Genomic DNA, 23,533 nt, shown 5'->3' on the forward strand with positions numbered 1-23,533 from the left:
AATGAAAATCTTATTTGTATTCTTTGCGCTTACTATTTGTACCGCATACGGTCAAGACACATCTCTTATAAAAAAGGATATAGAAGTCTCTCTTAATTCTTGGCATAAAGCAGCTGCAGATGCTGATTTTGAAGCCTATTTTGGACTAATGACAAGTGATGCTGTATTCATAGGTACAGACGCAACAGAAAACTGGCAATTAGAAGAATTTAAATCCTTTTCAAAACCTTATTTTGACAAAGGTAAAGCATGGAGCTTTACAGCTATTGAGCGTAATGTATATTTATCTACTAGTGATGATACCATCGCTTGGTTTGATGAACACCTTAGTACGCAAATGGGTGTATGCAGAGGATCTGGAATTATGAAGAAAATGGATAACAAATGGAAAGTACAACACTATGTACTTTCTATCGCTGTTCCTAATGAAAATGTCTCGGCCCTTACAAATCTTAAAAAAGATTGGGATACTAAATATATAGAAAAATCACATAATAAAATGTAAGCGCTACGCCGACTTTTATTGTTAAAATCTCACTCTAATAATATATTTATTAAGTATTTCATAGCTTTTTAAGCATTTTACATCAATATAATTATGCAAAAATAACTACGCGTATTATATTTGAGATTTAATAAAATAAACTATGAAAAAACTACTACTATTTACATTATGTTTGGTCACATTTATGACCAATGCTCAAATAGGATCGACTGCTCCATGGATGGCGCCGTTTAATGATTCTAATAGAAGCATAGAACCTACTTTTCAAGAAATTGTTGACTCCTTTGAGACTTATTGGAATGGCAAAGATGAAACAGTTAAGGGAAGTGGCTACAAACCCTTTAAAAGATGGGAATCTCTGTATGCAAATTACTTAAATGAGGATGGCACTGTCATGTCACAAAAGCAACTTTGGGATGTCTGGCAAGAAATAAATAGTCAATCAAAATCTACACAAGCAGATGATAGTGACTGGAAAAACATAGGCCCACTTACACATACTAACACTGGATCTTGGTCTGCTGGTCAAGGTCGTGTAAATGCATTTGCAGTAGATCCTACAAATCCGAATATACTCTTCGTAGGAACGCCTGCCGGAGGAATTTGGAAATCTACAGATGCTGGAGATTCTTGGACCCCACTTACAGATCAACTCCCTCAAATAGGGGTATCTGGTATTGCTATCGATCCTACCGATACTAATGTCATTTACATTGCTACGGGAGATGATGATGCTGGTGACTCAACAAGTATAGGTGTTATGAAATCTACAGATGGAGGTGTAACATGGAATACTACGGGTCTCAATGAAAGCAATAGCCCTACAAGTATGAATGAAATTTACTTTGATCCAGCAGATAGCAAGACACTATGGGTTGCTACAAGTAATGGTATATTCAAAACAGTAGATAGTGGTGCAAACTGGGATAATGTACTCGGCGGAAATTTTGATGACTTAAAAGTTAAACCAGGTAGCTCAGATGTTTTATATGCAGCAGATGCATCAAGAATATTTAGAACACTAGATGGAGGAGATACTTGGTCAAATATATCTTCTGGATATATTACTGGCGCAGCAAGATTAGTTATGGACGTAACTCCAGCAAATCCTGAAGTCCTATACGTGTTTAGATCAGATAATACTTTTGGAGCTGGAAATATTTACAAATCATCAAACAATGGAGATTCTTTCACTCAAACCTTTGCGGGTGGTGAAGATATATTTGAAAGTACCCAGGCATGGTTTGATTTTGCTTTTGCAGTATCAGATACTGATGAAAATGAGATTTACACAGGCGTACTTAATGTGTGGAAATCAACCAACGGCGGAGTTAGCTTTACAAAATTAAATAACTGGAATGCTCCTGACACACCGTCTTACACTCACGCAGATATTCATAATTTAAGATTTATTAACGGAACTTTATTTTGCGGAAGTGATGGTGGTTTTTATAGCTCTACTGATGGAGGCGTAAACTTTACTAGTCACACAGATGGTCTGGCTATTGGTCAATTTTATAGGATTGATGTAGCACCAGAAGATGCTTCTATTATATCTGGAGGTCTTCAAGACAATGGAGGTTACGCACGCAAAAATGGCATGTGGCAAAACTATTATGGAGCAGACGGTATGGAGAACATTTATGATCCAAACGACCCATCTAAAGTATATGGTTTTATACAATCTGGTGGCGGGCCTTTCTTCTCGAATGATGGAGGAGCATCACTTTCTGGATCTTTTACGTCTCCTGAGGATGGTAATTGGATAACACCGCTTGCTTTTGCTAAAGACAAACGCTTATACGCAGGTTATTCAAGGATTTATGAACTTGACTTCTGCTCTAACTCTTGGATTCAGAGATCATCTTCTTTTGGTTTTCTTATAGACCTCTTAGAAACTGACTCTAACGATGCTTCTATTATGTATGTAGCAGTAAATAGAACTTTATATAGAAGTACAAATAGAGGTGTAGATTTCACGATCTTGAAATCGTTCCAAGAAGATATTTCCTCATTAGAAGTAAAAAATGGTGATAGCAATACACTTTATATTGTTACTGGAGGAACTGCGGGTAAAGTATACGAAGGAACAATAACAGATAATGCAATCACAGTAAATGACATTACTGGTTCTCTACCAGAAGTACCTAAATTAGTTATTAAACATCAAAGTAATCACTCTGAAAATCCATTGTTTTTAGGAACTGCGCTTGGCGTTTGGAAGTATGATGATACTACTACTGGTTGGGTAAGATTTGATAATGGACTGCCAAACACAGCCGTACGTGACTTAGATGTAAACGAATTTAACGGGGTTCTTACAGCAGGAACTTATGGACGTGGTATCTGGCAAACAGATATTGACACACAGCCGCTATCGTCGGACGTTGCAGCGACATCGCTAGCACCTCTAAATAATCAGGTAATATCTTGTGGAGAAAATCCTACTGAAATTACATTTAGAAATAACGGTACTTCTCCTATAACCGAAGCGACTATTAACTACGAGGCTGGAGGCATTCAAAATACAATGCAATGGACAGGAAATCTAGATTCTCAAGAAGAAGTCACCCTAGAGCTTCCTATATTAGGTCTACCTGTTGGGACCTATGAACTTATTGCTCAAATAAGTATTGATGGTGATCAAGTAGATGGTAATAATGAGAAAAGAGCTTCTATAGCAATTAACGAAACAGGGGAAATTGATGTAACAAATGATTTTGAAACATCAGAGAGTGATTTACTTGTTCTTACGGACAATGCAAATGCGTCTTGCGACACTACCGGACAAACATGGCAGAGAGGAATTCCTAGTGGAACTTTATTAAATCAAGCTGCATCTGGTCAGAATGTTTATGCTACAAATCTTAGTGGTGACCATGGCAGTAACATTAAAGAATATCTTACCACTAAATGTTATGACATATCATCCTTAGAAATACCAGAACTATCTTTCAAAATGGCTTTCGAATTAGAATTGGACTGGGATATTATGTATGTAGAATACACTCTAGACGACGGATCTACTTGGAATATTCTAGGTACCGCAAATGATCCTAACTGGTATAATAGTGATACCCTTCCAGATACTAACTGTTTTAATTGCCCTGGAGCACAATGGACTGGAACCAGCGCATCATTTAATGATTATAGCTATGACCTTAGTGCATTTGCATCAGAAACTAGCATGATCTTTCGTTTTGTATTTCATTCTGATCAAAACACCGTGGAAGAAGGCGTTGTAATAGATGACTTACAAATAGGAGCTGAACAGCTTTCTATTGACGATACCGTTCTAGAAGGACTAAGTATCTACCCTAATCCATCAACTTCTATATTTAATATACAGTGGCCTGCACAAGAATCATTATCTATAGAGGTGTTTGATATTTTAGGGAAGTCTGTTGTTAAAAGGTTTAATATGCCTCAAGGATCAAGTAACTACCCACTTGACATGAGCACATTTGCATCAGGTTTATATCTAATTAAACTAAACACTGACAAACAACAAATTACTCAAAAATTAATTTTGAAATAATCAAAAAAGCCCTCTTCACAGAGGGCTTTTTTGATTGCTTATGTAACATTTAAAATTTAATTTCGTCCTATTCAAATAATCTAATAATATTACTCTATGAAACTCTATAAATCGGCTGCAATTGTGACTACTTGTGCTCTTACGCTTGTAAGCTGTAAGACAGAAGAAACTAAAGAGACAGCTCAAGTTAAAAAAATTCCTGGTATCGTACTAGAGAATATGGATACTACGGTTGCTCCTAATCAAGACTTTTACAATTATGTAAATGGATCTTGGATGAAAAACACTGAAATTCCGGATGACCGCACTAGCTGGGGAGGATTTTCTGTACTGCGTAAAGCTACAGATGCAGATGTTTTGGAAATACTTGCAGAAGCTGAAAAAAGCGGAAAATACACTGCCGGAACAGACCAAGCAAAAGCGCTGGCAATTTATAATACTAAGCTAGATACCGTAGCACGTAATAAAGCTGGGCTTACACCACTACAACCTGCACTAGATGCAATTGCCGGTGTAACTAACTTAAATGAATTACAGACAGTACTAGCTACTAACCCTGCTGTATCATCACCATTTTTGAGCATAGGAGCAGGAGCAGATCTTAATGATAGCTCTATGAACACTGTGTACTTAGGTGCAAACGGTCTTGGTTTACCAGATCGTGATTATTACCTATTAGAAGATGGTAAGTCTAAGGAAATTCGTGTAGAGTATGTAAAACATATCTCACGCATGCTTCAAATGCTAGGAGATTCTGAAGCAGATGCGACTGCAGCTGCCGATAAAATCCTTGCAATGGAAACTGCACTAGCTACTCCAAGATTAGATAAAGTAGAGAGCCGTGACGCTCGTAACTTTAACAACCCACGTTCTGTGGCACAAGCCGATGAAATGCTTACATCTATAGATCTTAAAAAGATGATTGCAGATCTTGGTATTAAGAAAGATTTTGACACGCTTCTTGTGACACAGTTAAAGTATACGGAGGCTCTAGATACATTCCTTAAAAAAACTCCTCTTGAAGATATCAAAACGCTCGTTCGTTGGGATACATTTAATAGTGCTGCAGGCAGATTGAGTACAGAAATAGAAACTGCAAATTGGGAGTTTTATAGCAAATACCTAAGCGGTGCAAAAAAACAACGCCCAGCAGATGAGCGCGCACTAGCAACCGTAAATGGTTCTGTAGGGGAAGCGCTAGGACAATTATATGTAGATGCAAAGTTTCCACCAGAAGCAAAGGCAAAAGCAGAAACAATGATTGCAAACGTTATTGATGCTTATAAAGCTCGTATCCAAAAATTAGATTGGATGGGTGAGGAGACTAAAGAAAAGGCTATCGAAAAGCTTGATAAATTTACCGTTAAAATCGCATATCCAGACAAGTGGGAAGATTACTCAACAATGGACGTAGCGGCAGATAAGACGTACTTTGAAAATATGACGGCTGTAGGTAAATGGGGTCAACTTAAAAACTTTGATGAAATAGGTGAGCCTGTAGATAAGTCTAAGTGGGGGATGTCTCCTCAGACTGTTAATGCTTACTTCAATCCACTTAATAATGAGATTGTATTTCCAGCAGCGATACTTCAACCACCATTCTACAACTACACAGCAGATGAGGCTGTAAATTATGGAGGAATTGGAGCTGTAATTGGTCACGAGATCTCTCACGCTTTTGATGATAGCGGATCACGTTTTGACGCAGATGGAAATCTAAAAAACTGGTGGACTGCCGAAGATCTTGAAGCATTTACAACTCGTGGTAATGCACTTGCAGAGCAGTACAGCGCTGTAGAGGTACTTGATAGCGTTTACGTAAATGGAAAATTCACGTTAGGTGAAAACATAGGTGACTTAGGTGGTGTACTTGGTGCATATGATGGATTACAGAAATACTATGCAGAGAATGGACGTCCAGAAAACATTGACGGGTTTACTCCTGAGCAACGTTTCTTTATGTCTTGGGCAACAGTATGGAGAACTAAGAGCCGTGATGAAGCATTAAGAACACAAGTAAAGACAGACCCACACTCTCCAGGAATGGTACGTGCGGTTCAACCTTTATTAAATGTTGATGCTTTTTACGAAGCTTTTGATATTAAGGAAGGAGATGCAAATTATCTAGCTCCTGAGAAGAGAGTTCGCATCTGGTAATAATACGCTCGCTTTCGCGAAAACAAAAACCGCCTCGATTGAGGCGGTTTTTTTATACTAATCATTTACGTCACTAGAGCTGTACCGAAAACTCGTAATTTAAAACACTGTCTACTGTAATGCTATCTACCTGTTTAAAGGTCAATGACTCTTCTTGACTATATTCTGGTGGCTCGAGACCTAATTCAATCGCCTGTTTTGTATAGTATTCTTTTTTTGTAGGATGATTAGGAGACACGGCATTTATAACATGACCAAATGCATCTTGCTTGATAATTGCTATCAAAATACCGATGCAGTCATCACGATGTATCATATTAACTGGAGCATCACCATTAGTGAGACCTTTACGACCCGCTAAAAATTTAACTGGATTTCTACTGCCACCAAACAATCCTCCAAAACGAACGATCGTTGTCTCAAAAGCAGTGGTATTAAAGAATATCTGTTCTACATCATATAACTGCTTAGCCGCATTTGTATCGGGTTGTGGTGCATCTTTCTCTGTCACCTTACCTTGAGAATCATCATAGACCGAGGTACTACTTATTAAAATCACTTTTTTAACCTCAGAGCGCTCAATTGCATGTAAAAAATGTGCCATTTTCAGAGCATAGTTTGCGCCTGTATTCTTTCTCAAGCCTGGCGGTATCATAATAAGTAAGACGTCTGTATCTGCTAGTAAAGTTTCTATTAAACCTGAGACACCACTTTCTGAGATTATTACGGGATATGCAGCGATATTGCTTCTTGTAAGATCTTTTGCCTTCTCTGCATCTGTTACACTTCCTTTTACCGTGTACCCCATAAGCTGAAGCCTCGTGGCTAGTGCTTTACCAAGCCACCCTAAACCTGCAATTGTAATTTTTTTATTCATCTATTTTCTAGCAATAACTAGGGTTTTTTGTTTAAATCTTCAGCAGCAGCTATAATAATTAGCTACTTCTAAACTCATATCGAGAATTACATTATTCTTCTACACCAGCATTGATGGTATCTTTTTTCGCTTTCGCAAAAGCGTACTCAGCAATATCAATAGTACGCTCGACTATAATAGCATCGTTAGGTACAAATGGTTTAGGCATCGTAGTATTAGGCCTCGCCGAAACTGTAAATTTTGGGTTTTCCAATAAATCGTACGAGAACTCCTTAAGCGTAAATTTAGGATTTACACCTTCTGGAACTGCAAATTTAAACTCCAGTTTGTCATTTTCGCCCCTATAATAACTTAAAATACCTTTACTACCTCTTTTTTTATAAAGCGTCTCAGTGCTATCTGCTTTTACTGCAACGCCGTTCCAAGAGATATGCTGTAAAGGAGTTTCTATAGCTGTGTACATACGCATTTGATGCACGGTGCGATTAGGTTTGACTGTAAGTGTCATGTGCCTTAAACCATCTACTATTGTATCTCTATCTAACTGCACAGTACTTTCTGGCAAATCGATTACCGCTGTTTCCTTAGCATAGGTGTATGGTGTATTGTATTTACTACCTGCAGCATTACCAATGTACATAGCTGCTTGTTCTGGGTTTTCGCCTAGGTATCCTTTGGTCCAGTCATCAAGTGACTTATTATATGTTGCCCAGTAGGCTCGATTTGTATCTTTATTTTGATAATAAATAAGACTGTTAGGTGCTTGTCGTTTTACCGTAGCATCAGATTTCATGTGTGCAACTCCAAAACAAACAAGCGCTCCTAGTAAACTCAAATATGCAATAAACTTCTTGTTTCTATACAAACCAAATACTGGTAGAACCAACCCAAAAAGTAGTATTAAGAAGATAACACTAGCATAGAGCATATCTGGCCCCAAACCTACGGGAAAGAATTGCACTAGTGGAGCCAGTAAAAAAATCGCTGGAGCACACAATAAAACAAGCAACAATACACTAGGCTTACGTTGTGCTATTAGTATATAAAAAGCTATTAACCCAAAGAATACAGGTATGATAAAAAAGGCAGCACCTTTTAAATAAACGGCAACAAGTATATTAATGATGAGCCACATCATGAGTGGAGCTACCATATTACTCGCCGTGTTTTGTGCCACGGTGAGCCTATGATAAATACCCATACATAGACTAAAACCTAATAAGGCAAAGGCAATAATATACCAGTGACCATTATAAATAAAAACAGGCAACATGTCTTCATAGCTAGGATATACATACTTTAATAATTCCCACAATAGATAAAAAAGTCCTCCACCTAAGATTAGTGTAAGGAAAAACGCGCTGAAACCTCTAGAAACATATTTTCTTCTTAGTTTTTCCTTTTTAAATCCATAAACTAGTAAGACCACAAATAGAACAATTGCAATTGCAACCATAGGCCAGATCCAAGAAAATGGATAGGCAATAAAGTTGGCCACAGCAGCATCAAAATACACATAATCTTCATCAGACTTAATATTGGTAAGGTCTGTAGCTGCAAAATGCTTGAGTAAAGGCATTAAATAGGTTCCTTGGTGCTCAAGTGTCTTTCGATCCAAGTTTTCAAAAGTGTCATTTACTGTATGATAATCAAAATGGTCGTCTATAAATGCAAAGAAAAACCCATCGATATCACCATCTTCTCTTAAGACCGTCGAGTCTGTATCATTAGGTAACATTTTGTAAATACTATACATCAATGAAGTTCCTACGGGATACTCCACTCCCGCATCCATAAATCCTTTTATGAGATTTTTATTACCGTGATTAGTTTCTACAATCATATTTGATGGTCCACCACTACCACGAGCTTCAAAGTTGAGGGCAAGTCCCACGTCTTTTGCCCATGGATGCTCATCTACAAAAAGCTGAGCGCCATCTAATCCTATTTCTTCGGCATCTGTGATGCAGATTATAATATCATTTACTGGAGTGACTCCACTAGCAAGGTAAGCTCGTACACTTTCTAGTATAGTTACCACACCAGAACCTGCGTCACTAGCGCCATGAGATGCACTGTGTGGTGCACTATCATAATGTGACATAAGTAATAACGCTTTACCATTACCACTTCCTTTAATACGCGCTAAGATATTTTGAGGCTTTGTAAGATTACTGTATCCATTCCATTCCTCATTTACAAAACCTTCTTGCACTTGCGGCTCGAGACCAAGCTTGCGAAGTTCTTGTACTATATATTGCTGCACTTCTGTATGTGCTGGTGTACCCACAAAATGAGGTTTGGCCGAGATTACTTTTAAATGTGATAATGCTCTTGCCGTAGAAAATTCTGTAAGCGGGGCTTCTTTACCACTTATATTCTTGGGCATAAGGGAGTAAAAGCTCACATACACTAAAAACAACACTAGGAAAAATGAAAAAATATGAGATAAACGTTTCATCAAAAAGGTAATCTTTTGGTTTGGTGCTTGTAAAATACGAATTTATGGGCTTGAGTACGCTTTCGCGAAAGCGTAACCTCAAAGATTAAAATTAAATCACTAACTTTAAGAGAACAAAATCAGCAAGTTATGGCAATTAAAAGTTTTATGGGTAAGCGTGCAAAAGATGTTAAAAGCAACGCTACAGACATTAAAGTAAGTGATTACATGAGCCGAAAGCTCATTACTTTTTCTCCTGACCAGTCGGTGCTTGAAGTGATGAACAACTTAATCAAACATAAGATTTCTGGTGGTCCCGTGGTTAATGAAAATAACGAACTACTGGGTATTATCTCTGAAGGTGATTGTATGAAGCAAATTTCTGAAAGCCGCTATTACAATATGCCTATGGATAATATGAAGGTATCTAATCACATGGTCACAAATGTAGATACGATAGATGGTAATATGAATGTTTTTGATGCAGCAAATAAATTTCTGGAGTCAAAACACAGGCGTTTTCCTATTGTAGAAAACGGCAAGCTTGTAGGCCAAATAAGCCAGAAAGACGTTCTTAAAGCTGCTCTAGCACTCAACGGTCAGACTTGGAAATAAACAATTATAGATCTTTTTCAAACCAAGCGAGTTCTACCTGTTGAGTTTCATATATAAAATTATTCTTGCGCTCGAGGCCTATCTTTTCTAGTACTCTGCAGGATGCTTTATTCCCTAACTCTGCCATGCCGCAGAGTTTTGTATTTGGAAAATGTTCAAAAAAGTAATCTCTTGCCGCAATTGAAGATTCGGTTGCATAGCCTTTACCCCAATACTCAGGCATAAAACGATAGCCAATATCATAAAAATTAGTGTGGCCATTCATTTCCTGTTCAAAGTTATATTTGAGTCCTGTCCACCCTATCCAGTCTCCAGTACTTTTCTCTATCGCTGCCCAGCGACCTATACCGTAGGTTTCATATTGCATACGAATGTAGTCTACATATGTTCGCGCCTTTCCCATACAAGTAATAGGATTTTTACCTAAATATTCATGTACCAACGCATCGCTATCTAATCGATACATGTCTCCTGTATCTTCTATTCGAACCTCGCGTAAGATTAGGTGTTCTGTTTCTATGTGGTAGGTCATAATTAATTTAAAAATTGAGAGTATGCTGTAATGTTATGCGCGCTTCACAAGCGCATAAAAATCACCTTCAAGCGGCAAGTAGCCTTGATCATACACAAAGTAATATACTGTCCCAGCCTTTGTGGTATAAATACTGGTAAATATATTGAAGTTAAATCCAGCTGCGTTGAGCTTGGACTTGGTTGTTCTCGTTTTGTCTTCTGGGTTGAGACGCTCTAAGATGCGATAATTCTTGCGCAACACATTATTAGTATTGCGCATGATATTCTTTGAGTCCTTATTTTGTTTGTTATTATGAGAATTACGACATGAGTCACTACAGAATTTTTTATCTGCGCGACCTATTATTTTATCTCCACACTCAGGACAAGCTCTCTCCATAAAATTGCTGAATACTTAAGCTCAAAGCTCAGTTATTCATATAATGAGGTTAATACTCTTTAATTATTCTTGTAAATTTTGATGTCTAGATCCCCAGTAGCATTCATATGCGCACGATACATTCCAGCAGTATTGAATTCCATAGCTACATTTCCATCCTTATCTATCGCTACAATGCCTCCATCGCCCCCTAAAGCTGGAACTTTTTCTTGGATGACTTCGCTAGCCGCTTCTTGAAGTGTTACTCCTTTATACTCCATCATTGCCGAAATATCATGAGCTACCTGAGCTCTTATAAAAAATTCTCCCCATCCTGTACTACTTACCGCACACGTAGCATTATTTGCGTACGTTCCAGAACCTATAATAGGAGCATCACCTATGCGATTATATCGTTTATTAGTCATTCCTCCTGTAGAAGTTCCTGCAGCAAGGTTGCCATACTTATCTAACGCCGCACAACCTACGGTTCCAAATTTACTGTCCTTTATATAAGGATCCATAAATGCCACCTTCTTATCACCATCGTGGTCGAGTTGTGTTTTTTCTTTATCTATTATTTTCTGTAATGACTGGAAGCGCCTTTCTGTATAGAAATAGGAAGGATCTACAATTTCTAGTCCTTGCTCTTTTGCAAATTGCTCTGCTCCTTTTGCACTTAGCATCACATGCTCAGACTTATCCATAACGGCTACTGCAAGATCAATAGGATTTTTTACTGTTGTTACTCCAGAGATGGCTCCCGCATTAAGCGTCTTACCATCCATCACACTTGCGTCAAGCTCATTTGTACCATCATGTGTAAAAACAGCACCTTTTCCTGCATTAAATAAAGGACTGTCTTCCATAATATTTATAGCTGCTGTTACGGCTTCCATACTAGTTCCACCATCGGCTAGAATTTTATGACCGGCCTTTGTAGCTTCTTCTAGTTTAAGACGATATGCTTTTTCTAGTGAATCTGTCATATTCTTTTTAAGAATAGTACCTGCTCCTCCATGAATAACGAGACCAAATTTTTGATCTGTAGGGACAGTATTCACAACTTCTTTAGATGCTTTTTCTTTAACTGGCATGTCACAAGACATTATTAAAAGACATGAAATAATGCCAAAAACTAATTTTTTCATAGAGATTACGATTTTGTAAGTGTCTAAATATAAGGAGAAAGAATCTTTAAAAAGAATTGGTTTTTTCAAAAACATCGATGAAATACACAGTTATTTCTTTGAAATTTCTTACAAATCAACTTTTTTTGTGTATTTCATCGATTAAATACACAAAATGTACGTTTAAGTGCAAAATAATTATATCTTGCAGTCATAATAAACTCATAACCCCAAATTATGAAATTGATTAGCCAAACTTTATACGCACTAGTTGCGTTGTGCCTCCTAAGCGCGTGCACCAGCGAAGAGTCTTCAGAGATAGAAACTCTTGCAAATTTAGAAACTACTATAGAGGTAGAAAATAACATTGAGCTTGCCGAAGAGGTACTTGATGTACTTAATGACTATAGGGCATCTATAGGTCTTAATGCACTCCAGTGGCATACAGATTCAGAAAATCTTGCCGTAGCTCATTCTAATTACATGGTGATTCAAAATGAAGCAAGTCATGATAATTTTTACGAGCGTGCTGCTATACTACAGGATAAAGGGGCAGACATGGTGAGTGAGAATGTAGCTTATGGGTTTAGAGATGCAGAGTCAGTTCTAGAAGGATGGCTTAACAGTCCTGCGCACAAGCAAGCAATAGAAGGAGATTACACACACACAGGTGTAGGCATCGTCATGACAGAAACAGGAATACCTTACTATACACAATTATTTATTCGATAAAAAAATACCCCCAAATCAATTTTGATTTTCAACCCCGTGTACAATAGTAGGCGGGGTTGTTTTTTTACGCTTTCGCGAAAGCGTACTTCTATAAATTGTATTTTTATACAAAGAATAAGATTATGGCAATTCAACAACCGTTCAATTTAAATAAGTGGATTGAAGAAAACAGAGATCTCCTCAAGCCACCCGTAGGTAATAAGAACTTATACCAAGACGCTGGTGACTATATCGTAATGATTGTAGGTGGCCCAAATGCTCGTAAAGACTACCACTACAATGAGACCGAAGAACTATTTTTTCAAATAGAAGGTACTATTGAAGTACATGTGCAAGATGAGGGAGTAAAACGTACTATGCAACTAGGTCCTGGCGATATGTATTTACATCCCGCTGGTGTACCACACTCTCCAGTAAGACATGAAAATTCTATAGGTTTAGTGATAGAACGAAAGAGAGTAGATCTAGACGGAAAGGATGGTTTACTCTGGTTTTGCGATAACTGTAATCATAAATTATATGAAGTTTTCTTTAAGCTTCATAATATAGAAAAAGACTTTATAGGACACTTTAAAGATTTCTATGGGAGTTTAGAACATAGAACTTGTAATAACTGCGGAACCGTTATGGAAGTAGATGAGCGATTTACTGCAGATTAGTAAAAAAACAGAATAATTTTTAGGGTGTGTTTAATAACACGCCCTTTTTTATGGAAGCCTTTGAATTATTCTTAGATTTGACTCAGAACATTACCTCTATCGTAGCAGGTATGTAATAAAGAAATTATTAACCATTGAGTAAGATCGCTTTGTATGTTTTCTTCACTCAATAATTCAAAAAACTATGAGCACAGTAGCAAAAGATTTTGGAATGGACGAAGCGCTTAAGATACTTGGCCTTTCTGATATAAATGAAGGAACCTCTACAGGTCAAAAAAGTTTTGGTAGTGGAGACATTATTGAATCTTACTCTCCAGTAGATGGACAATTAATAGGTAAAGTAAAAACTACCACAAAAGAAGATTACGAGAAAGTAATGACCTCTGCTACAGCAGCGTTTAAAGACTTTAGAACAATGCCAGCTCCAGCAAGAGGAGAAATGGTACGTCAGTTTGGAAACAAGCTTCGTGAGGTAAAAGAGCCATTAGGTAAACTCGTTTCTTATGAGATGGGTAAATCATATCAAGAAGGACTAGGTGAAGTACAAGAGATGATAGATATCTGCGACTTTGCAGTAGGTCTTTCTCGCCAGTTACACGGTCTTACAATGCACTCGGAGCGTCCTGGACATAGAATGTATGAGCAGTATCACCCACTAGGTGTAGTAGGTATCATCTCTGCCTTTAACTTCCCAGTTGCAGTATGGGCGTGGAACACAGCTCTTGCTTGGGTTTGTGGCGATGTTTGTGTCTGGAAACCATCAGAAAAAACACCGCTTTGTGGTGTTGCTTGTCAAAACATTATTGCCGAAGTTCTTAAGGTTAACGATATGCCAGAAGGTATCTCTTGCCTTATAAATGGAGACTATAAAGTAGGTGAGATGATGACTACAGATAGGCGTCTACCTCTTATCTCTGCTACAGGCTCTACTCGTATGGGTAGAAAAGTATCTGCAACCGTAGGGGAACGTTTAGGTACATCACTTCTGGAACTAGGAGGAAACAATGCTATTATTGTAACTCCTGATGCAGATATTAAAATGACCGTGATAGGTGCTGTTTTTGGTGCTGTAGGAACAGCTGGACAACGCTGTACATCTACTAGACGCCTTATTATACATGAGAGTATGTATGACACGGTAAAGGATGCTATTGTAAAGGCATACGGGCAACTACGCATAGGCAATCCGCTTGATGAAAATAATCACGTAGGACCACTTATAGATAAAGATGCCGTAGCAAATTATAACAAAGCTCTAGAACGCGTAGTAGCAGAAGGAGGAAACATTCTAGTAGAAGGTGGTGTACTGTCTGGTGAAGGTTATGAGAGTGGATGCTACGTAAAACCAGCTATTGCAGAAGCTAGTAATGATTACGAAATTGTTCAACATGAGACTTTTGCTCCCGTATTATATTTATTAAAATACAAAGGTGACGTTACAGATGCCTTAGAGCTTCAAAACGGTGTGGCACAAGGACTTTCGTCTGCTATTATGACTAATAACCTACGCGAGGCTGAGCGTTTCTTAAGCGCTGCAGGATCAGATTGTGGAATTGCAAACGTAAATATAGGTACATCTGGGGCAGAAATAGGTGGAGCCTTTGGTGGTGAGAAAGACACTGGTGGAGGCCGTGAGTCTGGATCTGATGCTTGGAAAGTATATATGAGAAGGCAGACTAACACTATCAATTATACGACAGAGCTGCCACTTGCTCAAGGAATTAAATTTGACTTATAAGAGTCTTTATCTTTTTAAAAAACACTTATACTTTAAACCGCTTCTATTAATAGGAAGCGGTTTTTTTATGCGCTTTCGCGAAAAATTGAATCCATAACAAAAAATCTTCTCACAATAAGCCAAACGTTATAAAACCTACGTTTTACACTGAAATTTGATCATTTTTACTCGATTAATCTCATAAAAATACCGAGCAAATACATAATCTATTGAATATCAACTATAAAAAGTTGTAAGTGTTAATATTTTAACTAACTTTAAGAAACAGTAATCACCTAAAAAACAACCAAATGAGTAAGAAAACGGGATACCTCCTAAGTATGCTGGTTACGATTGTTATTTGTATGATTCTCGCCTGGATTTTTTGTTGTGGCACTACTAGGAATAGTGATTCACAAAATAATCAACGAGAGACCACTATTGACAATACTCCAGCAGTAGCTGCTCCAGAAGCAGCAACCTCAATGGCCTTTAATCTAAAAGGACCTGACGGTAATTTTGCCTTCAACAGCAATGACAATTTTAACTTCAACAATTCATCATTTACCATCCTACCCCCTATTTCTGAAAAAGTTACAGAAGGTGTAGGTGAGCTCAAAACATACCTTGAAACCACTGGTAACGAAGATAAAATGATAGACATTGTAGGATATTATGACAGTGGAGAAAAGAACACCTCAGCATTTGCAAATCTTGGACTTGCAAGATCAAATTCTGTAAAAAACTATTTTGTTAATCAAGGAATTTCTTCAAGTCGTATAAATGCATATGGAGAGCTACGCTCATCATTAGTTCCTGATGGCAACGTGTACAAAGGCCCAATAGAATACAGAATATTTAATCAAGCAAATGAAGACCTTGATGCTACTAACGCAGCACTGCTAGACATAGAAAAGAGTCTTAGAGCAGACCCACTTGTCTTGTACTTCGATTATGGAGAAGCCTCTGTAACTCTAAGCGAAAAACAACGCTTACAAATAGGAGACATAAGCCGCTATCTTGATAAAAAAGAAGGTGCAACCATTACTGTAGAAGGACACACAGACAGTCAAGGTAGCCTCACTACTAACGATAGACTAGGATTAGAAAGAGCAGAATTTGCAAAGGCGTATCTAGTAAACAACGGTATTTCTGGATCAAAAATCAAAACTGTTACAAAGGGAGAGCGCAACCCTATTGAGACAAATGATACCGAGGAAGGACGTAATAAAAATAGACGCGCAGTCATCACACTAAACTAACAGATCAAAAACAAAATAATTATGGATTTTTCAAACATAGCTTGCTGGATATGGCCACTCATCGCCGGTGTTATCTGCGGTATTTTAGGATACTATTTACGCAAATGGACTAGTAAAGAAAATGAACAACAAATTACTGTTGACACTCACGATTATAAAGCAGATCTTGAAGATTGCAAGCGCAAAACAGCATCTCTGCAAGCAGATCTCGATGCATGTACTCGTAAAACTGCATCCTTAGAAGCAGATTTAGCTTCAAGTGAGTCTCAACTTAATCTAGCAAAAAAAGCTCCCTTAGCAGCAACTAGTACCGCGAGTATCGCAAGTTCATTTGCAGCAGGTGCGGCTACTAGTGAAACAGTTATTCAAAATACAAATACAAGTGTACCATCACCATCTATAGGTATTATAGGTGTACCGTTTGATGCTGCAGCGGCAAAAGGCGTGTATGGTAAGAAAAGAATAAAAGAAGATGATCTTACTATTGTAGAAGGAATAGGTCCAAAAATATCTGAGCTCTTCCATAATCACGATATCAAAACGTGGGCAGCACTTGCAAGCACTTCTGTAGAGAAGTGTCAAGAGGTTCTTAACTCTGGTGGTAAACGCTTTGAAATACATCGTCCAGGCACCTGGCCTATGCAAGCCGAAATGGCCGCTCTAGGAAAGTGGGCAGAGCTTAAAAAATGGCAAGACGAGCATGATTACGGTAAAGCGTAAATAGCTCTATATATTCCATATAAAAAAGTCCGCTATGATATGTTTCATAGCGGACTTTAATTTTATAACAGTTCTCTTCTATAATAATGTAGCGTCTAGTGTTATTTCTGCTTTCATAAGCTTAGATAACGGGCACACTTCTTTTGCCTTAGTTGCTATTGTTTCAAATTCTTCGGTTGAAATATTTGGAACCTTACCTTTTGTGGTGAGGTGAATTTTTGTAATCTCCCCATCTTCAAAAGTTACTTCTGCACTTGTATCTAGAGCATCTGCCACGTAGTCTTCTTCATTGAGTAAAAAACTAAGTTGCATTGTATAACATCCAGAATGTGCTGCTCCTATAAGTTCCTCTGGATTTGTACCCACTCCGTCTTCAAATCGAGTCCCAAAGGCATATTGTGCTTTATCTAGTACCGTACTTTCGGTAGAGATTGTTCCTTTTCCTTCTTTTCCGCTTCCTTCCCAGTGTGCGCTTGCGCTTCTTGTAAATTTCATTGTCTTTTTTATTTAAAGATATGAGTATTCCGCTTTCGCGAAAGCGATATTAACACCTTATAACAATGCGTTTAACAAAGGTTTATAATGACCTGAACTATTATTCCTCATTTGTTTTGAAGAAGTTGAAAGTGGCTATCCTATTTGAGTGCCATTTGCTACTTCTCTATCTGGAGCTATTAAAATAACATCCTTATCATTGCCTAAACCACCCAGAACAAGACACTCACTCATCATTGTTGCAATTTGCTTAGGTGGAAAGTTAACAACTGCAATCACTTGCCTTCCTACTAGTTCTTGAGTCGTATATAACTGCGTGATTTGTGCAGATGTTTTCCTTTTACCGTACTCACCAAAGTCCACAACCATTTTATAGGATGGATTTCTAGACTCTGCAAAAACCTCTGCAGATAAAATGGTGCCTACTCGCATTTCTACCTTAGTAAAATCACTCCAGGTCAAATTTTTATGCTCCTTATCTTCCATGATTATTTTTTTAATCAGTAGCAAATTAGTTAATAATCTACACTACTACTGGCCATTATTAGCTAGCATAACAAAAACTCCAATCACAATGAGACCCGCAAGTATGGCAAAAAATATTTTCCAAAAAGAATAGGGTCTTTTACCAGAAAGCGCGCCCGTCTCACCGTTTACAAAGAAGTTATACTCCTTACCATTGTAACGATATGAGCTCACATAAACGGGTAATAAAATATGCTTAAAGGTTTCCTCTGCTAGGTTCATATCTATAGAGGTAACTCGCTGCGTGTCGCCCCCTATATCTCTAGCGGCCCAGCTTGTGGCGATTTGCTTTGCCGTCTCACGTGACTTGGTATGACCATCTTTAAGAGGGATGGTATACTTTTCTGTCACAAAACCAGATAAGAATCCGCTATTGAAGGGTTGTAGCTTTTTAAGATCCCAGCGTGCAATTTTAGAGGGAACTCTACCAGCGCGTTGTTTTGATGCTTTTATGAGCGTGTCATCTACAAATCCAGACACGTGACCAGAGGCGGGATACCATCTTGTTTTACGCACCTGCCTGCTCTTTCTATTACCATCACTATCGCGATAGGTTTGTGTCTCATAATAATACTCACCACGCTGTCCCGTATAGTTTGCAGCAAGCTGTGCATCAAAGGTCCAATAAGGCAAGTACAGCCCCTTTGTAAACTGAGGATCTAGTGAGGCTTTCTTAAGTTTATTAGGCGCCCACCATAGACCGTTTACCCACTTTTTAAAGATTGTAAAAGAGGCACTCTGATCTATCTGAAATGGCAAGACAGCTCCTGGTAAAATCCAGTCTTCCTTGCGGGCATCTTCAAGTATGAGTGGCATACTGCAATACACGCAGTGTAGGGACTTATAGTTTTCTTCTACGTGCTGGTTTGCTCCACAATTTTTGCAATGCAACATAGAGATCTCTTCGCTGTTTTTTTGATCCCCCATACTTTCCAGGTATGGATACAGCTCCAGCTCTTCAAACTTGCTCGTGGCTAGTGATATCTCTTCTTTATGACCGCAATACTCACAAGTGATGGCTGTGGTACCCGGCTTATACTTGAGCTCTGCCCCGCAATTTATGCAGGCCTTTTTAAGTTCGGTTTTATGTATGGGGTTTTCTTCCATATAGGCATAGAGTAATTACGCTTTCGCGAAAGCGCACATAGGCTATTACATTGTAAAATTTTTAAACCGGCAGTGGCGGCGGTGTGTTACCTCCTAAAAAGGACTTAAGCTCCTCTACCTCCTGCAAGGCTGTCCATCCAGCCATACCTTGTTTCCATACAAGGCTCTCTTTATTGATAGTACGGTTTGCAAATAAAGCCTTGAGCTGATCTATACCTACGGGTCCTTGTTGCGCACCGTTTACTGCATAAAAATATTGTACGGCGGCTGGCATAGGTGGCGGCATCATTCCACCTTGATTCATTTGTGGTTGTGCTTGTTGTTGTCCTCCCATTTGTGGAGACATCATTCCTCCCATTTGTTGTGCGAGTACAAAGCCCATTCCCATTCCCATTCCTGCACCTGCTGTACCGCCTTCATTTGCTGCTGCAGCTTCTATAGCTTTGGCAGTTTTGAACTTAGTAAGTTTATCTAGGTCAAGCTTATCGATACGGCTATATTCAAATATTTCTTTCTTGAGGTCTTCTGGCATCGATACATTCTCGATGTAAAATTTCTCAAGAGAAATACCCACAGACAGAAACTCTGGCTTCATCACCTCTTGGCACGTCTCAGAAAGCTCAGTAGTATTTGCCGCATAGAGCTCTATAGGCAGATTTGCTTCTCCTACTGTATCTGTAAACCTAGTTGCAATAAGGCTTTTGAGATGCTCGTTGATTTCAAAATTCGTAAAGTTATTATCTGTCCCTACGATGTCTACAATAAACTTTCCAGCATCGGCAATTTTAAAGGCATAAGTACCAAAAGCGCGAATCTCAACTAGTCCAAAACGGTCATCGCTTAATGTTATGGGGTTTTTAGTTCCCCACTTTTCGTCTGTAAATAAGTGTGTGTTTACAAAATAAACTTCTGCTTTAAATGGAGAGTTGAAGCCATATTTCCACCCTTTAATAGTAGATAATATTGGTAAGTTTTGAGTAGTAAGGTCATATGTACCTGGTGTAAAAACATCTGCAAGTTGGCCTTCGTTTACAAATACTGCTGTCTGTCCTTCACGTACAATGAGCTTTGCACCGTTTTTAATCTCGTTTTGATAACGTTCAAAACGATGTGCAATCGTGTCATCTGTGTAGTCTAGCCACTCTACAATATCGATAAACTCGTTGCTGAGCTTCTCTTTAATCTTGCTAAAAATATCCATAGGTTGTGTTGTTTTAACTATTGGTGGCTTGAAGATACAAAATGTTACAAAAAACCTGCTATTGTTCCCTCAAACAATAGCAGGTCTTAATTGCCTACATAAAGGCAACTCAAAACAATGTATAGTGGCTTATCATCTATCCTTGGTACTCATATGAGCTACCATCTGGAAATTCAATTGAGAAATAAGAAACATCAAATTCCTCATCTTGAAAAATTTCTTCTAGAAGTCCCCACTCTTCCGTATTTGTATTCATGACATATCTTTTTAAGTGATTAATACTTTACAAATATGATCCAGATTTCTAAGTCTATCAGGGATATAATGACGTGAGTATGTAAGGGTCTATACCCCTATATTTCTAAGTCATTCTTAAAAAACCCACACATAAGACTTATTAATAGAGCCGCTAGACAGCTTTTCTTATAATGATGTTGAGGTTGTTGTTAAGCTTTCGCGAAAGCGTTATTAATCCCCTTAAAGAATTCCTATTTTTGATACACTTTTTAAAAAGATATGTATGCTCACGATAGATCCTAAAGAAATACCTGTTCCACAATTATTTGGCCACCTTACAGGCGCCGTGGGACCACGTCCTATTGCATTTGCAAGTACTGTAGATAAGAATGGAAAAGTAAATCTCGCTCCTTTTAGTTTTTTTAATGTCTTTGGGGCAAATCCTCCTATTCTTGTGTATTCTCCTTCTAGAAGTGGTCGTGATAACACCACAAAACACACGCTAGATAACGTACTTGAAGTACCTGAATGTACTGTAAACATTGTAAACTATGCAATGGTACAGCAAATGTCATTGGCAAGTACGGCTTATGCAAAAGGAGTAAATGAGTTTACAAAATCTGGGCTAACAGAAAAGCCATCTGAGATGGTACAACCTCCTTGCGTTGCAGAAGCGCCAGTACAGTTTGAGTGTAAAGTAATTGAAGTAAAGCCACTAGGTGATCAAGGGGGTGCAGGAAACCTTGTGATTTGCGAGATTTTAAAAATGCATATTGATGAGGAGGTACTAGATGCTCATGGTGCAATAGATCCCCTCAAAATAGATCAAGTATCACGTATGGGCGCAAACTGGTATAGCCGTGCAAAAGACGGACTGTTTGAAGTACCTAAACCTGTTTTAAGAACAGGAATAGGCGTAGATATGATTCCTCAAGATATAAGAAATAGTACGATACTCACTGGTAATGATCTAGGTATGCTGGGTAATGTAGAGCAATTGCCTACAGCAGATGAGATTTCTAGTTTTATAGCACAGCATCAGGATTTAAGAACAAATCTCACCACAACAACGCAAGAAACGCTGCACAAAATAGCAAAGGAATATTTAGATAAAAAAAATGTGGATAATGCGTGGAGAGTTCTGCTCGCAAAACGCTAGGATTTTTATAAATTTACACCCTAATAATTGAACGCGATGGAAGTACAAGGTAAAGTAAAAATGATAGGTGAGACTCAAACATTTGGGAGTAACGGCTTTAGAAAAAGAGAACTTGTCGTAACGACAGAAGAGCAATACCCACAGCACATTATGGTGGAGTTTGTACAAGATAAAACTGATCTTTTGAACAACTATGCTGTTGGGCAAAACGTAAAAGTGAGCATTAACTTAAGAGGTCGCGAGTGGGTAAATCCACAAGGTGAAACTAAGTATTTTAACTCTATACAAGGATGGCGCATAGAGAATCTTGCAGCAGCAAATGCTGGTGGAGGACAACCATTACCTCCTATGCCTCCAGCAGATTCATTTGAGCCTGCAACAAACCTTAATAGCGACGATCACGACGATCTACCATTTTAAGACGATAAAGATCAATAAATTGAGATTTGAACCCAAAACAATTAACTTGTTTTGGGTTCTTTATTTTTACACCTTTATCAATCTATGATTGTATACGGAGTTTGTAAAAGTTGTCATAACCACTTGAGCCTAAATGTTCTTGCTGGCACACGTGCGGAACTCTCAAAACAAATAGGTGTAAGCATTTCAAAAAAATGCGACCGCTGTGGTGTTACTACCACCTTTACTATAAACCAGCTCAAAGCAAAACTCTCAAAGCGCATTCGTCATGCGGTTTTAGAGGTTGCAATTGTAGGTGTTGTTGTGCTCTTTTCTAGCTATTACTTTCTCACAGATATTACCTATATGGCCTTAATTATTGCTTTTTATACACCGCTTGCTTTAGGTTATGTGTGGCATACAAGAAGAAATTTTAAGTTAATCGATACTTTTAATAGAAGCAAAGCCTAGTTATCTTTGTGCATAGCTATTAATTATACTTGTGCTTTTACTCCCAGAAGATCAACATTGGAACAATGACCCTTGGTTTCCAGAACACCATCTGGCAGACGAAGAAGGACTACTTATGGTAGGTGGAGATCTTACTACAGACTGGTTATTACTCGCCTACAAATCTGGTATTTTCCCTTGGTATAATGAGGGGCAACCCATCTTGTGGTGGAGTCCAGACCCACGTATGGTCGTAAAACCTAGCGACGTTCATGTGTCTAAATCCATGCGCAAAGTGTTACGTGATAACCACTTTGAAGTCACTTACAATAAAAATTTCTTAGAGGTAATTCTCGCTTGTAAGCGTATTAAACGTAACGGTCAAGACGGTACATGGATTACTAATGATATCATAGACGCATATCTCAGATTACACGAATTAGGTCATGCAATCTCTGTAGAAGTCTGGCATGAAGACAAACTCGTAGGAGGCCTCTATGGTATAGACTTGCAAGATAAAGGTGTTTTTTGTGGCGAGAGTATGTTTGCAACCATGAGTAATGCCAGTAAAGTGGGGTTTATTACGCTTTCGCGAAAGCTTACTAAAAACGGATACAAGCTCATAGACTGCCAGATGTACACAGACCATCTCGCAAGCCTAGGCGCCGATGAAATACCTAGAGAAACCTTTTTAGAATATCTTAAATAGTAGCTTT

22 protein-coding genes are annotated in these 23,533 nt (G+C 38.3%); 13 read left to right on the top strand and 9 right to left on the bottom strand.

Features of this window, described 5'->3' with window-relative positions:
* Window position 1: 1 nt before the first annotated feature.
* The 3 genes from SJY23_RS04440 (at window position 2) to SJY23_RS04450 (ending at window position 6,200) form a co-directional block, all read left to right on the top strand.
* On the top strand, window positions 2–505 hold the full coding sequence (locus tag SJY23_RS04440) for a nuclear transport factor 2 family protein (protein ID WP_396597601.1): 504 nt from the start codon (window positions 2–4) through the stop codon (window positions 503–505).
* Between the two features lie 142 nt (window positions 506–647).
* Entirely contained in the window at window positions 648–4,043 is a 3,396-nt protein-coding gene (locus SJY23_RS04445) for a T9SS type A sorting domain-containing protein (RefSeq protein ID WP_396597602.1), read from the top strand.
* A gap of 96 nt (window positions 4,044–4,139) precedes the next feature.
* Window positions 4,140–6,200 carry a M13 family metallopeptidase gene (locus tag SJY23_RS04450; protein ID WP_396597603.1) on the top strand — a complete coding sequence of 687 codons (2,061 nt, stop codon included), beginning with the start codon at window positions 4,140–4,142 and terminating at the stop codon, window positions 6,198–6,200.
* 73 nt (window positions 6,201–6,273) lie between these two features.
* Here the strand turns inward: SJY23_RS04450 and SJY23_RS04455 are convergent, their stop codons facing one another.
* Together SJY23_RS04455 and SJY23_RS04460 are read right to left on the bottom strand one after the other, a co-directional pair.
* Window positions 6,274–7,077 (bottom strand): NAD(P)H-binding protein, encoded by an 804-nt coding sequence (locus SJY23_RS04455; RefSeq protein ID WP_396597604.1) that lies wholly within the window; start codon window positions 7,075–7,077, stop codon window positions 6,274–6,276.
* 91 nt (window positions 7,078–7,168) lie between these two features.
* A complete protein-coding gene (locus tag SJY23_RS04460; RefSeq protein WP_396597605.1) occupies window positions 7,169–9,466 on the bottom strand; it encodes a M28 family peptidase in 2,298 nt (765 codons plus the stop codon).
* Between the two features lie 201 nt (window positions 9,467–9,667).
* On the opposite strand from SJY23_RS04460, the gene SJY23_RS04465 reads away from it, so the two are divergent.
* Window positions 9,668–10,132 (top strand): CBS domain-containing protein, encoded by a 465-nt coding sequence (locus tag SJY23_RS04465; protein ID WP_035335234.1) that lies wholly within the window; start codon window positions 9,668–9,670, stop codon window positions 10,130–10,132.
* A 4-nt stretch (window positions 10,133–10,136) separates the two neighbouring features.
* Here the strand turns inward: SJY23_RS04465 and SJY23_RS04470 are convergent, their stop codons facing one another.
* Genes SJY23_RS04470 through SJY23_RS04480 form a run of 3 tightly spaced genes read right to left on the bottom strand, consistent with a single transcriptional unit; the run spans window position 10,137 to window position 12,175 of the window.
* Window positions 10,137–10,664, bottom strand: coding sequence for a GNAT family N-acetyltransferase (locus SJY23_RS04470; protein ID WP_396597606.1), 528 nt, complete (start codon window positions 10,662–10,664; stop codon window positions 10,137–10,139).
* A 33-nt stretch (window positions 10,665–10,697) separates the two neighbouring features.
* Complete coding sequence (locus tag SJY23_RS04475; protein WP_035335230.1) at window positions 10,698–11,045, bottom strand: hypothetical protein; 348 nt, start codon at window positions 11,043–11,045, stop codon at window positions 10,698–10,700.
* Between the two features lie 59 nt (window positions 11,046–11,104).
* The gene (locus tag SJY23_RS04480; RefSeq protein ID WP_396597607.1) at window positions 11,105–12,175 is read right to left on the bottom strand and encodes an isoaspartyl peptidase/L-asparaginase family protein; all 1,071 of its coding nucleotides are present in this window, start codon (window positions 12,173–12,175) and stop codon (window positions 11,105–11,107) included.
* A 216-nt stretch (window positions 12,176–12,391) separates the two neighbouring features.
* Here SJY23_RS04480 and SJY23_RS04485 point away from each other — a divergent pair, with 216 nt between their 5' ends.
* The 5 genes from SJY23_RS04485 to SJY23_RS04505 all read left to right on the top strand — a co-directional run bounded on the left by SJY23_RS04485 (window position 12,392) and on the right by SJY23_RS04505 (window position 17,244).
* Entirely contained in the window at window positions 12,392–12,886 is a 495-nt protein-coding gene (locus tag SJY23_RS04485; protein WP_396597608.1) for a CAP domain-containing protein, read from the top strand.
* A 122-nt stretch (window positions 12,887–13,008) separates the two neighbouring features.
* A complete protein-coding gene (locus SJY23_RS04490; protein ID WP_396597609.1) occupies window positions 13,009–13,545 on the top strand; it encodes a 3-hydroxyanthranilate 3,4-dioxygenase in 537 nt (178 codons plus the stop codon).
* Between the two features lie 184 nt (window positions 13,546–13,729).
* A complete protein-coding gene (locus tag SJY23_RS04495) occupies window positions 13,730–15,283 on the top strand; it encodes an aldehyde dehydrogenase family protein (RefSeq protein ID WP_035335226.1) in 1,554 nt (517 codons plus the stop codon).
* Window positions 15,284–15,573: 290 nt separating this feature from the next.
* Window positions 15,574–16,524 (top strand): OmpA family protein, encoded by a 951-nt coding sequence (locus tag SJY23_RS04500; RefSeq protein WP_396597610.1) that lies wholly within the window; start codon window positions 15,574–15,576, stop codon window positions 16,522–16,524.
* Window positions 16,525–16,545: 21 nt separating this feature from the next.
* Complete coding sequence (locus tag SJY23_RS04505; protein ID WP_396597611.1) at window positions 16,546–17,244, top strand: hypothetical protein; 699 nt, start codon at window positions 16,546–16,548, stop codon at window positions 17,242–17,244.
* 78 nt (window positions 17,245–17,322) lie between these two features.
* On the opposite strand, the gene SJY23_RS04510 is transcribed toward SJY23_RS04505, so the two are convergent.
* From SJY23_RS04510 to SJY23_RS04525, 4 genes are all read right to left on the bottom strand, one after another.
* Window positions 17,323–17,739 carry an OsmC family protein gene (locus SJY23_RS04510; RefSeq protein ID WP_396597612.1) on the bottom strand — a complete coding sequence of 139 codons (417 nt, stop codon included), beginning with the start codon at window positions 17,737–17,739 and terminating at the stop codon, window positions 17,323–17,325.
* Between the two features lie 135 nt (window positions 17,740–17,874).
* Window positions 17,875–18,225 (bottom strand): tRNA-binding protein, encoded by a 351-nt coding sequence (locus SJY23_RS04515; RefSeq protein ID WP_396597613.1) that lies wholly within the window; start codon window positions 18,223–18,225, stop codon window positions 17,875–17,877.
* Window positions 18,226–18,270: 45 nt separating this feature from the next.
* On the bottom strand, window positions 18,271–19,371 hold the full coding sequence (locus tag SJY23_RS04520) for a DNA helicase PriA (protein ID WP_396597614.1): 1,101 nt from the start codon (window positions 19,369–19,371) through the stop codon (window positions 18,271–18,273).
* A 61-nt stretch (window positions 19,372–19,432) separates the two neighbouring features.
* On the bottom strand, window positions 19,433–20,572 hold the full coding sequence (locus SJY23_RS04525) for an SPFH domain-containing protein (RefSeq protein ID WP_396597615.1): 1,140 nt from the start codon (window positions 20,570–20,572) through the stop codon (window positions 19,433–19,435).
* Between the two features lie 520 nt (window positions 20,573–21,092).
* Between SJY23_RS04525 and SJY23_RS04530 the strand changes: the two genes are divergently transcribed.
* The 4 genes from SJY23_RS04530 (at window position 21,093) to aat (ending at window position 23,526) form a co-directional block, all read left to right on the top strand.
* Entirely contained in the window at window positions 21,093–21,968 is an 876-nt protein-coding gene (locus tag SJY23_RS04530; RefSeq protein WP_396597616.1) for a flavin reductase family protein, read from the top strand.
* Between the two features lie 36 nt (window positions 21,969–22,004).
* Complete coding sequence (locus SJY23_RS04535) at window positions 22,005–22,388, top strand: DUF3127 domain-containing protein (protein ID WP_035335212.1); 384 nt, start codon at window positions 22,005–22,007, stop codon at window positions 22,386–22,388.
* 84 nt (window positions 22,389–22,472) lie between these two features.
* Window positions 22,473–22,838, top strand: coding sequence for a hypothetical protein (locus tag SJY23_RS04540; RefSeq protein ID WP_396597617.1), 366 nt, complete (start codon window positions 22,473–22,475; stop codon window positions 22,836–22,838).
* Between the two features lie 31 nt (window positions 22,839–22,869).
* Window positions 22,870–23,526: a leucyl/phenylalanyl-tRNA--protein transferase gene (aat, locus tag SJY23_RS04545; RefSeq protein WP_396597618.1), complete on the top strand. Its 657-nt coding sequence runs from the start codon at window positions 22,870–22,872 to the stop codon at window positions 23,524–23,526.
* The last annotated feature ends 7 nt before the right edge of the window (window positions 23,527–23,533 follow it).

It is taken from the genome of Dokdonia sp. R86516, from assembly GCF_044596715.1.
Taxonomy (GTDB): Bacteria; Bacteroidota; Bacteroidia; order Flavobacteriales; family Flavobacteriaceae; genus Dokdonia.